Source organism: Bradyrhizobium altum, assembly GCF_020889705.1.
Lineage (GTDB): Bacteria > Pseudomonadota > Alphaproteobacteria > Rhizobiales > Xanthobacteraceae > Bradyrhizobium > Bradyrhizobium altum.
In genome coordinates this window covers 1-12,694 of sequence record NZ_JACMYP010000254.1, presented here as the reverse complement: position 1 = coordinate 12,694, position 12,694 = coordinate 1, and the positions used below count along the sequence as shown (strand labels likewise).

The window sequence follows — 12,694 nt, the reverse complement described above, 5'->3', positions numbered from 1 at the left end:
CTGGATTACCTGGCCCATTCGTTCCCGGTGCAGCTCTACGAGCCCTTCACCGATAGCGAGGGCAATCTCTCGTCGCGGCCCGTCTTCCGCGACGGCCAGCCGGTCGAGAGCCGCGAGGCCGTCGCCCGTCGCAATGAGCTGATCGAGCGGCTCGCTTCGCTTCCGCCTGTTCCCGGCGCGCTCGACCAGATCGTGCAGCGTTTCGGCACGGACCTCGTGGCGGAAGTGACCGGACGTTCGCGCCGGGTGGTGCGTAGGGGTGACCGCCTTGCCGTCGAGAACCGTGCCGCCTCCGCCAATCTCGCCGAGAACGCCGCCTTCATGGACGACATGAAGCGTATCCTCGTCTTCTCGGAGGCCGGCGGCACGGGCCGCAGCTACCACGCCGAGCTCTCGGCGCGGAATCGCCGGCTTCGCGTCCATTATTTGCTCGAGCCGGGCTGGAAGGCCGATGCCGCGATCCAGGGTCTTGGTCGAACGAACCGCACCAACCAGGCGCAGCCGCCGCTGTTCCGCCCCATTGCGACCGACGTGAAGGCGGAAAAGCGCTTCCTCTCGACCATCGCGCGACGGCTCGACACGCTTGGTGCCATCACGCGCGGCCAGCGTCAGACCGGCGGGCAGGGTCTGTTCCGACCCGAGGACAATCTTGAGAGCCACTATGCCCGCGATGCGCTGCGCCAGCTCTATCTGCTGCTCGTGCGCGGCAAGGTCGAAGGCTGCTCGCTCGAGATGTTCGAGGATGCCACGGGCTTGAGGCTCACGGACGCGAACGGCATCAAGGACGAGCTGCCGCCGATCACGACCTTCCTGAACCGGCTGGTCGCGCTCACCATCGACCTGCAAGGTGTGCTGTTCACGGCCTTCGAGCAGTTGCTGAACGCCAAGGTCGAGGGCGCTATCGCCAGCGGCGGCGCGGCGACTCTTCGGCATGTCGTAGCCGATCGTGGGCACGCTCGTAGAAGCGTATCTCCGCAATCGCGGCATTACGGCTTTGCACGAGATCGGAAGTCTGCGCTTTCACCCACGTTGCTACTACCGGCCCGACGATCACAGCCCGACCGAGATCTGGCCGGCGATGATCGCCACCGTCACCGATCTCTCCGGTGACCCGACCGGCGCGCATCGCACCTGGCTTGACCCCGACGGCTTCAGCGAGACAACGCTCGGCAAGGCGCGGATCGACACGCCGAAACGGGCGATGGGCGACCTGCTTGGTCACGCCGTTCGATTTGGTGTGGCTGGCGAAGTCATGGCGGCCGGCGAGGGCATCGAGACGATGCTATCGCTCCGCAGCGTTCTGCCCACCATGCCGATGGTCGCAGCCCTCTCGGCGGCGCATCTTTCCGCCATTCTTCTCCCGGACACGCTTCGCCGACTCTACATCGTCCGCGACGACGATCCTGCCGGTGACGGCGCCATGGCTACCTTGATCGATCGGGCTCAGGAGGCCGGGATCGAGGCAATCGTGATCTCGCCACAACTTGGCGACTTCAACGAGGATCTTCGCCTGCTCGGATCTGACGCCCTTCGCGCCGCGAGCCGCGTGCAGATCGCGGCGCGGGACGTCGCGCGCTTTATGGAGCTGGCGGCATAGCCGGAACGGGATGAGGGCGACGCGGCCGCTTCGTTGCTGCGAGGCTGGCGGTCATGCTTCCCCGCAGCGCCGGAGAGGACCGCCCCCACGGCCTTCTCAGACGGCGATCGGGCGGCAAGCGGCCCGGACCGGCAACCTCGTGGGCCGACTATTTTCCGTCGGCCGCGGAGCCGCCTTTACATCGCGAGGCAAAATAGTCGGCCCCCTTCGGTCCTCCGCCAAGGCTCCGGCCCTCCGCTGCGCTGCGGGTGCAATTCCGTTCCGCCTGCCGCCTTCGTCGCCATGAAGGCCGCGATGGGCGCGGTCGATCCGACGAAGGAAAGCCGCAATGACCACCAGCAACGACGACGATTTCGAGCCGCACCACAGCTCATCCCCGACCGATCAGGTTCTCCAGGAACTCCAGCTCTACGGCTACCGTCCCTTCCACGATGAGCCCGATCCCCGGCGGCTCCCCGACTGTCGAGTATTCGCTGGCACGAACAATGCACACCCTCGACGTGCCTGGGGCACCCTCCCTCCCTTAGGCATGGCTACCATCGCAAGTTGAGGCCGTGGCTGGCCAGTGAGGTTAGCGGAGCGTGACATAAGGCAGGGACGGCGCCTGCTCGGCAAATACCGACAGACCTCTTGTCACGTCGCCGCTAACTTTCAACGCTGTGAACAGCGTGTTTGTGATCCGCGTAGAATTTGCGCGTCATAGAGAGAACAGATGGATCCGGGCGGCAGATGAAAAATGGCAAGAAAACGCGCGCGGCCTGGCCCGTGGGCGCGACCCGGCTGGTATGGCTGGCCGATTGGGGGAGCAGTGGCGGAGGGCGCGGCGATTGGCTTTGTCGGAGCTGCGGCCGCGGCGACATGGGCGGGTGCGCCGCCGGCGCCGGGCATGTGCTGGTACTACACCGATCCGTCCAAGACGCAGGACTTCTGGGATTACTGTCCCCGATAAGCATATGCGGGTGGACCGCCATCTTCCAGATCGACCTCGGGCGCGCTGAGTCTCCGCGGGATATTCGGACCGACGGCATGGTCTGGATTCCGGGCGGCAAGTTCCGCATGGGCTCCGATCATCATTATCGGGAGGAAGCCCCGTCGCACCGGGTCAGGGTCGACGGCTTCTGGATTGACCGTACCCCGGTCACCAACGCGCAGTTTCGCTCGTTCGTGAAGGAGACCGGCCACATCACGGTGGCCGAGACAACACCGGATCCGGCACACTATCCCGGTGCGCTGCCGCATATGCTTTACGCCCGCTCGCTGGTGTTTGAGCCGCCGCACCGGGTGCACAACCTGCGGGACTTGGGCCAATGGTGGACCTTTATGCGGGGCGCGAACTGGCGACGTCCTTACGGTCCGCGCGGCAACATCGATGTGCTCGGCGAGCATCCCGTCGTCCACGTCGCATATTCGAACGCGCTCGCCTATGCCAAATGGGCCGGCAAGGAACTCCCCACTGAAGCCGAATGGGAATTCGCTGCACGCGGTGGGCTAGAAGCCGAGGAGTACGCCTGGGGCAATGCCCTGACGCCCGGCGGCAAGCACATGGCTAACATTTGGCAGGGCAGCTTTCCGATCCAGAATCTCTGCGAAGGCGGCTTCGATCGCACCTCGCCGGTGACCGCATTCCCAGCGAACGGATACGGCGTATGCGACATGATCGGCAATGTCTGGGAGTGGACCGCCGACTGGTGGTCGGCCCGCCACGAGGCCGACGCCGCGAAGCCCTGCTGCATCCCACAGAACCCGCGCGGCGGCCGCGAGGCGGCGAGCTACGATCCCTGCCGGCCCGCGATCAGGATTCCGCGCAAGGTCCTGAAGGGGGCTCGCATCTCTGTGCGCCGAACTACTGCCGGCGCTATCGCCCCGCGGCTCGGCAACCTGAGCCGATCGATACGTCAACCAGTCACCTCGGCTTTCACTGCGTGGTGCGGTCGCCCCTCCCTTCTCAACCACCGCAAACGCCGTCTGAAAAGTAGAGGAAGTGTTGAATGAGCAGCGACAACCACAAGACCGTCGAAACGGAGCGGGTGATCAACCGCAGGAATAGCCGTTTCCGTACGACCGTTCGGTGCGCCCCGACGGCGCGTATTACCAGTGGAGGAAGGATCCACCCAGAGAGTTGTCGATTGATCTGGTAGCTGACGAGCGGTTTGGACGAGCAATCGGACGGATCGAAGCCTCGTGACAAAGGTCGCTTTAGGCGGCCGAGCAATCCAGCGGGCCGTAACGTGAGTGAAGCCTGAGCACGCCTCGAAAGTTACGATGTGAATGCCGACCCGATCGTATGGCGGGGAAGGCCGTGCGGACAGGGAAGCAATCGACGCACGCACCTGTCTGGTTCACCGGGGTAATGGGCACGGCACGTTGGAAAGCTAGTACGGGTAATCGGGGGAGACCCGTCTTGGTCGAAGGTCGCGCCTTCAGCATTGAGTAGTCGATGGACCGGACGGGAGTCGGACAGGGTCAAAGGTACCGATGAAACCGGGTAATTCCGGCGGAGGAAAGGACCCTGACTTCAGGTGCGCTTTTGAAGATGGCGAGGGAAAGGGTAGATTGGCGATGAGCCTTGAAACGCCCGATAAGATCAGGAGCCTTCAGAGAAAGCTTTATTGCAAAGCGAAGGCGGAGCCTGCCTTCCGCTTCTACGTGCTGTACGACAAGATCTGCCGCGAGGACATTCTGAGCCATGCCTACAAGCTGGCCCGCGCCAACGCGGGTGCGCCAGGAGTGGACGGAATAACTTTCGAGCAGATCGACGCGGGACTCGAAGCATGGTTGGCTGGCCTGCGCGATGAACTCGTCACGAAGACCTATCGGCCCGATCCGGTGCGGCGGGTGATGATCCCGAAGCCCGGCGGCGGCGAACGTCCGCTCGGTATCCCTACAATCCGGGACCGGGTCGTCCAAGCTGCTGCAAAGATCGTGCTGGAGCCGATCTTCGAGGCGGATTTTGAGGACGGCGCTTATGGATATCGCCCGCGCCGCAACGCGGTCGATGCCGTCAAGGAAGTGCACCGGCTTATGTGCCGGGGCTACACGGACGTTGTTGACGCCGATTTGTCGAAATACTTCGACACGATTCCGCACTCGGACCTCCTCAAATCGGTGGCCCGACGCATCGTCGACCGGAATGTGCTGCGGCTGATTAAGTTATGGCTGCGAGTACCGGTCGAGGAGCGGGATAGCAACGGGAAACGGCGCACGAGCGGCGGTAAGAGCAACAAGTGTGGCACGCCACAGGGCGGCGTCATCAGTCCGCTGCTCTCCGTCATCTACATGAACCGGTTCCTGAAGCATTGGCGTCTCAGCGGTCGGCGTGAAGCATTCCATGGCCAGATTATCTCCTATGCCGACGACTTCGTCATTCTCAGCCGCGGCCACGCGGAAGACGCATTGACGTGGACGAAAGCGGTGATGACCAAGCTTGGGTTGACACTCAACGAGACTAAAACCTCGGTGAAGAATGCCCGATTGGAAAGCTTTGACTTCCTTGGGTACACGCTCGGACCCCGCCGCTTCCGCAATGGCGGACGGTGGTATCTTGGCGCGGCTCCGTCCAAGAAAAGCGTGCTGCGGATCAAGAGGAAGGTCAGCGTACTGCTGACGCCGGGCAACAAGGGCGCTTGGCCCGAAGTACAAGCACGACTGAACCGCCTTCTGCGCGGCTGGTCCGCTTACTTCAGCTATGGCTCTCTTGCTACGGCTCATCAGGCCGTTGATCGACACGTCTTCGACCGCGTGCTCGCCTTTCTGCGCAGACGACATAAGACGCCAGGACGTGGCGTCAGACGGTTCTCTGATCAGATCTATGGGAACCCTGGCGTACTTGTGCTGAACCGCGTGCGCAAAGTGTCGCCGACGTGCGCCTTGTGACGAGACCTGTCGGAAAGCCGGATGCGGGAAAACTGCACGTCCGGTTTGATGAGCGGGGAGAGGAAACGGAACGCGCAACAAGCGCATCACCGCGCCTCTCCTCGACTCTACTTCCTCCCTTGGTCTTGCGCTGTGCGACCTTTTCCAGGGGCGCGCGTCAAGGCGCGACAGCCGCCGACATAACCGATGCCTCCTCGCCTGTTGCGATGGGCCGGCGTTCAGTAAGGAGCTGACAGGTGCCCACCGGTGAAGCGCATCACTTGGGTCTGTTCCCAGCGACCAATGAAAGCACCCGCGCCGCTTTCGTCTACGCCATGGAGCGCGTCATCGATCACGTGATGGAAAGTTGGGACGAGCAATCTGCTCCGACCAGCGGCATCAAGTTTGACCAGCTCAAGCACCTGCTGGCGTCGCTCGAAGTGTGCCCGGCCGCCGGCCGCGGTCTCGATGCCGTCATGCTGGAGGTGCGCGAGCGGATCATGCCGCACTTCGTCTCAGTCTCGCATCCTCACTATGTCGCGCATATGCATTCCGCGCCGATATTGCCGTCGTTGGTTGCGGAGTTTCTGATCAGCGCGAGCAACCAGTCGCTGGATTCGTTCGACCAAGGCCCATCTGCAACGGCGTTGGAATGCCATGTAGTGCGCTGGTTGAGCGATCTCGTGGGGTTCGGCGCGGCCGGTGATGGCGTGTTCACGAGTGGAGGAACGCAGGCTAATCTCATGGGGCTGATGCTGGCTCGCGATCACGCCCAGGCGAGCGAACAGAATACTGTGAGGATATCCGGCTTGCCGGCCGAGGCACGGGGTGGCGCATTCTGTGCTCGGAGCTTGCGCACTTCTCAGTCGCCAGAAGTGCCCACATCCTGGATCTCGGCGAATCCGCAGTCGTGCCGATCGAGGCCGAGCGCGATGGCAAGTTGAGCGCGGACCGGCTCGACCGGGCGATACGGTCCGAGGCCAATCGAGGTCATCGTCCGATCGCGCTGGTGCTGACGGCCGGCACCACCGAATGCGGCTCAATCGATCGAATCGAGGAATGCGCGCGTGTGGCCCAAGGCGCGAACGTGTGGGTCCACCTGGATGCCGCCGCCGCCGGCGCGCTGCTGCTGAGCGATCACGCGCCACTTTTGCGCGGTGTCGAACTCACCGATTCCGTCTCAATCGACTTCCACAAAATGCTGTTCCAGTCGATCAGCTGCGGAGTCTTCATGGTTCGCAGGCGTGCGACGCTGCGACCGGTCGATTGCTTACCTCAGCCCGAGCGATAAGGCCGATAGTCTCGGACCGAATCTGGTCGGGAAGTCATTGCAAACGACGCGCCGGTTCGATGCCTTGAAGGTGTTCATGTCGCTGCGGGCGCTCGGCAGGGAACATGTGGGCGAACTGCTCGACCTGATGCTTGCCCAAGCGCAATTTGCCGCGAAGGAGATGAGAAATCGACGGAGCTCGAATCGCTGGTCCGGCCCGAAACCAATATCGTATTGTTCCGATGACGACCCGCTGGGCAGAGCCTGCCGGACGCGCTCATCAACGAGGTCAATCGGCAGCTTCCTGGCCGCTCTGGAATGATCGAATCGCGGTCATCGGGAAGACAGTTTACCGGGGTCTCGCAGCTCTGAAGCTGACCCTGCTGCATCCCGAATGTGCGAAAGAGCGGGTCATCCCAGTGCTGGCCGCGATCGAAGCCAGCGCGGGCAAGCTCGGCGCAGAGTTGTGGTCCGGCGCTGATCGTCTGGACGAAATGCTATTGGTCGGAGCAGGCAAGTGGCGCATCATGACGGTCTTCTTGTCGAGCGGGTAAATTGGGGCGACCCCCGATATGAGCATGCACGCCGGGCGGAGCTCGAAATTTTCGGTATCCCCAACCGGTTTTCGACCCCGGACGACATAGCTGCGGGAGAAATGCTCACCTATCGTCAGTTCGAGCGAACAAGCGAATTCTACCTGGCCCGAACGGCGGAGAACGCTGGTGGAGATATCTTCGGCGTCGGGCGCCTCATCCGCCACGATCCGGCGCTGGGAGTTGCGAGCTTCAGCACGATGCGGGACGCGCGCAGCTACGCCCCACCGGGTGGAGGAGAGCCTACATGCCATTTGGCCGCTGAATGGGCGAGTTTTTTCGATCAAGTCGCCGCGCAAGATAGGCGCCACGAAGCGATATGGCGACGAGGACGTCTGGGACTTCACCTTCAATTCCGGCAGGGCCGAGGTCGAGTATGTCCATGTTCGAGACTTCGAAGAAAAGATAACCTGTGCCGGGTGGGTTGAGGCGTTCTCTGAAACCGAAAAGCAGCGAGAACTGCGGCTCCGTGACGTGATCGTCTACGATTTCGAGGGAGCGGTTTTATTCGAAGCGCCGCGCGTGTACCCTGCACGGAAGATGGACAATATCGATGTAGAGTTCCCATACAGGCCAGGACAAGCAAATGACGAACCCGCCACGTCCCCCGGTTGGACCCCTTACCGAAGGCTACGTCGTGAAAGGCGGCCACAACCCAGGCACGTCTCAAACTCAGACGCGTCCAGCAGCGCCAACGCCAATCCTCGCGCCGAGAACGCCGCCAGCCCCAAATGCGCCGCCGTCGGGAGGACGCAGCAATGACCAATAAGCACAGGACAAATGACGGCTACGCGATGGACGGCAAAATCATGAGCCGTCAGGACTCGTACGAAATCAAGACCTCACAGGTTAAGCAGAGGCCGCCTGCGCCTGCACCGATGGTGAAGGCTCAAGCTCCAACACCGCCACCGCCCAAGCCTACGAAGGAGTAGGGCTGTCGCCGCGAGTGACAATCCACTGGAGGACGCCAAGTAGCCAAGCAATTGCGCTAAGCTGCTTGGCCTACCTTCAAATTGTCCTCGTCGCTCATACGCACCGTCCAGGTTTTGGGCGCTCCCGACGACCTAGGCAGAGATACTGCGTAGCCAAGCGTCTTCCCAGCCGGTGAGGATACGCGCGCGGTTATCTCAGACGGAAACTCGAGCAGCGCGAATATCGACAACCGAGTAAGCCTGAAACGCATTCAGACCCTGGTGGGTCATGAAGACATCAAGACCACGCTCAACGTTTACGGCATCTCATCGAGCGCGTCGAGGCGCAAATGTCTGCGACCCATCCAACTATGAAACTTCAATTGGAGACTCGCGCTTGTGAATGTGGCTGGCATTTACTTTCCGCAAACGGTTCGACCATTGAATCGCCGCAAAGTTGCACTACGTTTCTGGCTGAAATACGTGCAGTGTGTTGGGGGCGACCAGAGCACGCAACGAACAGTCCCCGGCCTACTGGCCCAATGTATGAAGGCACGTACCGAAAGGGACCCTCGTACAGGAGATGGAGATACACCATGACGGTGTTGCTCACTCTCGAAGCCAGCCAGCCCTGCGGTAAGACCTACCGTCTTGGTTTCGGGTGCAATGTGCATCTGGCTTCGATGTTAGCCTTGCTCAGCAGGCTGTTCTAACAACGAGGGCGCCTCTCACGGGGTGCCCTTTTTGCTGCCTAGCTCGCCTCTTTGAACTCGATTTTGCCGTCAGCTCGTATTGCTCGCCGTCATCGAATGCCGACTTCATGGTTCGCTGTGTGCCTTTCGGTAAAGGCGCTCCCTTCCGCGTCGGCTTCGCCAGAAAATTCCTCTGCCAGTCGGTTTGGCGGTGCTGCCGCACCAAGCCGCCCGTGCTGGATCCCGGAAAACAGCCGGAACAGATCGGCGTCCGAGGAATCTTCGCGCACCGGCTTCCGGCCCAGCTCGTCCCAGACCCCGCCGCGCGTGATGCCCGCGGAATTGTAGATGGCGCCGACGATCGCGAAATGCAGCTCGGAGTAGTCCTTGATCCATTGCAGGAACAGTTTCACCACGTCATCACTCGCCAGCGTTCAGGCGGCCGCATTGCTCAGGAGGTTGCGGACAAGCACCCGCTTTTCATCACTTTCCGCTGCCCAGTCGCGGAAAGCCTTGCGCAGCAGCGATCGATATTCCTCGCTTCGTATCCGCTCCGCCGTCTTTTCGTCTTGCATGTCGATCCGGGCGGTCAGCTCCATAATCGTCTGCGTCTTTTCCTTCATCTTGGCGGCAAGCATGTCGGCGAGATGTTTCAGGAAATCATTGATCCGCGCTTGCTCCCGCTCCGACCATGCACCCGCACCTGCCGCTAAAATCCCGCCGACGAACGGAATCGCACCGCCCGCGGTGTTCAGCATAAACCGGGCGGCACCACTGGCCTTACTGCCTTTCGGGAGTTCAGGCAGACCACCTGCGGCGTCATTGTCGGACACGAACCGCCCCTTAGTTTGTCACGCGGGCGCTGCGACTCTTATCGCGCGCATCCTCGGCTTCGATTTGGGCCTTTCGCTGAGAAGCGGCCTGCTGGATCGCTTGCTCAAGCTGTGGCTTGTTACGCTCGTATTCTGCGCGCAACGTTTGCAGATTACCCTCGACCATCTGTTTGAAGTTCTGCAAGACGGCTTCGGTCCGGTCATCGTCCACCACGCTGATTGTCAGCGTATTGCGTTCAATCGTTGCTCGGCGATCCAACAGCGTCATGGACGAGGGCCCAATCCTCAGTGTCTCCGCCTTGCCCACGAAGGGGATGCTGACGTCGAGCCATGTCGTTTCATCATCCGATAGTCGCCCCAGCCATCCTGGCGCTGCCGTTCTTCTGTTCGCCTTTCGGCGGTCATCTGGCCTTGGAAACGGACCACCTCGATGTTGTATTTTTCTGAGATCGACTGGAGGACGCCTCCGAGCGACGGGTATTTGAACAGCTTCCCATCAAGTTTCTGCACGTCGGCCACAGCGGCCTGCATCTGAAGCTGCCAGACCTGATAGAACGACTTCTGAAACAAAACCTCTTCCATCTTTTGCTCCGTAGCCTGGTGCCGGCGGATCCTCGACCACAACCGGTGATCCTACCTTGATCCAGATACTGCCAGATTTTCTTACGGCAAGCTTCCGACGCCGACCGAGGTGGCCCCGGAGACCTTATCGGGGCCGGCGGACGACAAATCCGGCGAGGCGGCCGCCGGACAAGCGGGATCAGTTTGGCTCGGCCTGGACAAGACTTACAGAGCTTGGAAATCGGCATGCCGAAGTCGGCGACGTGCATGCATTATATATAGCGAGGGCCGCGCAGTCGCTAACGTGAGTCCGTACTTTCTCGGCAGTATCGTCCTGGTCAAGAATCGCTGGCGGCTCAAACCGACGTGGTCGACGGCCAGCAGCGCCTTACGACCATAACGATCCTCCTTTGCGTCCTCCGGGACCTGGCGGATGCGAAAATCGGGCAGGCGATCCATAACTAAATCTGCCAGACCGGCGACCCGATCATGGAAACTGCCGACGTCTTTCGCTTGACGCCCAGGGAGCGCGATGCTGAGTTCTTCCGCTCGACGATCCAGATCGCATCGCAAACGCGGAGCCTGCCCGATCCCCGGCTGCTTGTGAGGGTCACATCCTGGCTGAACCATTATAGATGCGTCGGTTTTACGTGCTTCGAACGAAAGCTGATGTCGTGGAAAGTCATACCCTGCGCACAGTCGGTCTGGATCAAGCGCGTGGTTTGATAGCGGACGGCATGGATTGTCGCCGCAGCAATTGTTTCTTGGCGACGTCAGTTGAAAACCGCAGGCGGTCATTCCGAAACAGAATTGCAATTTGTGCCGGCCGTCATGGATAGCGGGGGGCCGGCGCCCCCGCTTTCGATGCCAGCACACTCGCCAGCCGGCACGCAGCCGGCTATCCGCCGCAGATTTGGCCCCCGACGCCGCGACCGCCGGCCGACGTATCCGTGCCTTCACAGAAGGCGCCAATCACCACCGGCATGAAGGCCCAACTCACTGCATCCTTTGCGTCGTGATTGTCGATAAATGCTGCCCGTTGGGATTCCTGTAACGATTGGCGAGGCTTTGTAACAATGAAGCCATCCGGTCCGGATCTGATCGAACAGTAAATTCTCCATAGTTAGGGTCGAAAACCGTGGTCCTTCCATTCGAGGCCGACGTCGCGATCGTGTGTGCGCCGCCTTCGGCAAAATACAAGCTGAGCAAATGGTTCGATCCATCTTCGTTGATTTCGTTCACCATGCGCATGACGTTCGAAGACTTGCCGAATTCGAATCTCTTCACTTCTCCAGCCGGTTCCAAGCCTGCGTCCTCCAAAATGGTATTTTGTGCCTGAAGGTCGGCCTGAGAAGATCCTGCTCCCCTGCTCCGCAACTGATCCTTGAGATTTTGATATTGCTGCTGCCGTTCAGCCGCTGAGGCGTGCGTTTGCGATCCGGGTGTGAGCGCACTCATTCGGGTTGATGGGCTGTTGTTAAGATTGCGGAACCACTCCGCAGTCAGCCCAACGCAGATGCCGTCCACATTCGCATCACGCAGGTCGCCCGTTCTGTATTCAAACAAGGAGGTGGCCGGACTCTCTGGAGAGGATGTACTGGGGTCGGAGGCGCTAGAAGTTTGAACGTTTGCATCCGAGGTATGTGGCTTGCTGCAGCAGGCCCCCATCTTGTCAGGCAACTCCCCCGGTTGTGAGCTCCACTGAGGCGCGAGACCTGCAAGTGTTTCCGTAAAGCCGCCGCTATCCACCGACTGACTCGGTTCGTCAGCTTGTCTAGTGCATGTGGATGAGCCACTGATTCGATCATACATGACGATTCACCTTTCTGTGCTGCGCTAGTCTCTACGCATCAATTCGGGCTGCTTAGTCCTGCTGCGAGGATACCCAGACAAGCTGATGGCGAGCTGACGGGCAGCTGTTGTCCAGCTTAGAAAGCGTTCCTTTGTCGGACTTCTCACAATGTCTGATGCGGCGCGGCGTAGCGCTGTGTCAGAGCCTCCCGCGCGTCGGCTGCCGGATTCCGGAACGACTTTGACAGGCTATCGCTGCGATACCCTCGCGGCGCGCCGCCGAGCGCCCACGGGGCGTTCTGCAAGCCCTCGGCCAGAGCGACGAAGCTTTCGCCGCCGAGCACGACATGGGCATGCTCGAAGCTGGAGAACGCCAGCCGGAAGTGACAGAGCCGGTGATCGAGCGCCTCATACGCGCATGCTGCACCGGGTAATGGCGGAAGAACACTTTCCCGCGCCGTGGGGCCGTGATCTAGGCCTTGGCGGCCATCCGCGCGCAGTACTACCAGACCTCGACCAGGCGCTACCGCAGCGACGCTGCGGGGGAGGCCAGCGTGCGCCGGCCTGAACGCGCGGGAGGCAGCGGCGTGCGCG

General features: G+C 61.3%; 12 protein-coding genes and 3 pseudogenes. 9 read left to right on the top strand and 6 right to left on the bottom strand.

Annotated features, from left to right (window positions below; translation table 11 throughout):
- The 8 genes and pseudogenes from H8B02_RS38275 to H8B02_RS38250 all read left to right on the top strand — a co-directional run.
- Window positions 1-1,110: strawberry notch C-terminal domain-containing protein (locus H8B02_RS38275; protein ID WP_229170936.1), on the top strand; the 1,110-nt coding region annotated here is incomplete at its 5' end.
- The gene (locus H8B02_RS38270; protein ID WP_446471718.1) at window positions 995-1,597 is read left to right on the top strand and encodes a DUF7146 domain-containing protein; all 603 of its coding nucleotides are present in this window, start codon (window positions 995-997) and stop codon (window positions 1,595-1,597) included. The genes H8B02_RS38275 and H8B02_RS38270, both read left to right, overlap by 116 nt.
- A gap of 736 nt (window positions 1,598-2,333) precedes the next feature.
- Window positions 2,334-2,546 (top strand): hypothetical protein, encoded by a 213-nt coding sequence (locus tag H8B02_RS49160; protein ID WP_229187324.1) that lies wholly within the window; start codon window positions 2,334-2,336, stop codon window positions 2,544-2,546.
- A 77-nt stretch (window positions 2,547-2,623) separates the two neighbouring features.
- Window positions 2,624-3,573 (top strand): annotated as a pseudogene (locus tag H8B02_RS38265) (formylglycine-generating enzyme family protein).
- Window positions 3,574-4,156: 583 nt separating this feature from the next.
- On the top strand, window positions 4,157-5,470 hold the full coding sequence (ltrA, locus tag H8B02_RS38260; RefSeq protein WP_229170937.1) for a group II intron reverse transcriptase/maturase: 1,314 nt from the start codon (window positions 4,157-4,159) through the stop codon (window positions 5,468-5,470).
- A 236-nt stretch (window positions 5,471-5,706) separates the two neighbouring features.
- Complete coding sequence (locus tag H8B02_RS48255) at window positions 5,707-6,393, top strand: pyridoxal-dependent decarboxylase (RefSeq protein ID WP_312001513.1); 687 nt, start codon at window positions 5,707-5,709, stop codon at window positions 6,391-6,393.
- Window positions 6,285-6,740: a pyridoxal-dependent decarboxylase gene (locus H8B02_RS48250; RefSeq protein WP_312001514.1), complete on the top strand. Its 456-nt coding sequence runs from the start codon at window positions 6,285-6,287 to the stop codon at window positions 6,738-6,740. The genes H8B02_RS48255 and H8B02_RS48250 overlap by 109 nt, the downstream gene beginning before the upstream one ends.
- A gap of 221 nt (window positions 6,741-6,961) precedes the next feature.
- Window positions 6,962-7,273, top strand: coding sequence for a hypothetical protein (locus tag H8B02_RS38250; protein ID WP_229170934.1), 312 nt, complete (start codon window positions 6,962-6,964; stop codon window positions 7,271-7,273).
- A 1,752-nt stretch (window positions 7,274-9,025) separates the two neighbouring features.
- On the opposite strand, the gene H8B02_RS38245 is transcribed toward H8B02_RS38250, so the two are convergent.
- The 6 genes and pseudogenes from H8B02_RS38245 to H8B02_RS38215 form a co-directional block, all read right to left on the bottom strand.
- On the bottom strand, window positions 9,026-9,331 hold the full coding sequence (locus tag H8B02_RS38245) for a hypothetical protein (RefSeq protein ID WP_229170933.1): 306 nt from the start codon (window positions 9,329-9,331) through the stop codon (window positions 9,026-9,028).
- A gap of 18 nt (window positions 9,332-9,349) precedes the next feature.
- Window positions 9,350-9,748 (bottom strand): hypothetical protein, encoded by a 399-nt coding sequence (locus tag H8B02_RS38240; RefSeq protein WP_229170932.1) that lies wholly within the window; start codon window positions 9,746-9,748, stop codon window positions 9,350-9,352.
- 10 nt (window positions 9,749-9,758) lie between these two features.
- The gene (locus tag H8B02_RS38235) at window positions 9,759-10,016 is read right to left on the bottom strand and encodes a hypothetical protein (RefSeq protein ID WP_229170931.1); all 258 of its coding nucleotides are present in this window, start codon (window positions 10,014-10,016) and stop codon (window positions 9,759-9,761) included.
- Window positions 10,017-10,033: 17 nt separating this feature from the next.
- Window positions 10,034-10,330, bottom strand: coding sequence for a hypothetical protein (locus tag H8B02_RS38230; RefSeq protein WP_229170930.1), 297 nt, complete (start codon window positions 10,328-10,330; stop codon window positions 10,034-10,036).
- A gap of 975 nt (window positions 10,331-11,305) precedes the next feature.
- Window positions 11,306-12,121 carry a YopT-type cysteine protease domain-containing protein gene (locus tag H8B02_RS38220; RefSeq protein ID WP_229187459.1) on the bottom strand — a complete coding sequence of 272 codons (816 nt, stop codon included), beginning with the start codon at window positions 12,119-12,121 and terminating at the stop codon, window positions 11,306-11,308.
- Between the two features lie 161 nt (window positions 12,122-12,282).
- Window positions 12,283-12,501, bottom strand: a pseudogene (locus H8B02_RS38215) (IS21 family transposase); the annotation flags it as partial.
- A gap of 2 nt (window positions 12,502-12,503) precedes the next feature.
- On the opposite strand from H8B02_RS38215, the pseudogene H8B02_RS49315 reads away from it, so the two are divergent.
- A pseudogene (locus tag H8B02_RS49315) lies at window positions 12,504-12,668 on the top strand (terpene synthase family protein); the annotation flags it as partial.
- Between the last annotated feature and the right edge of the window lie 26 nt (window positions 12,669-12,694).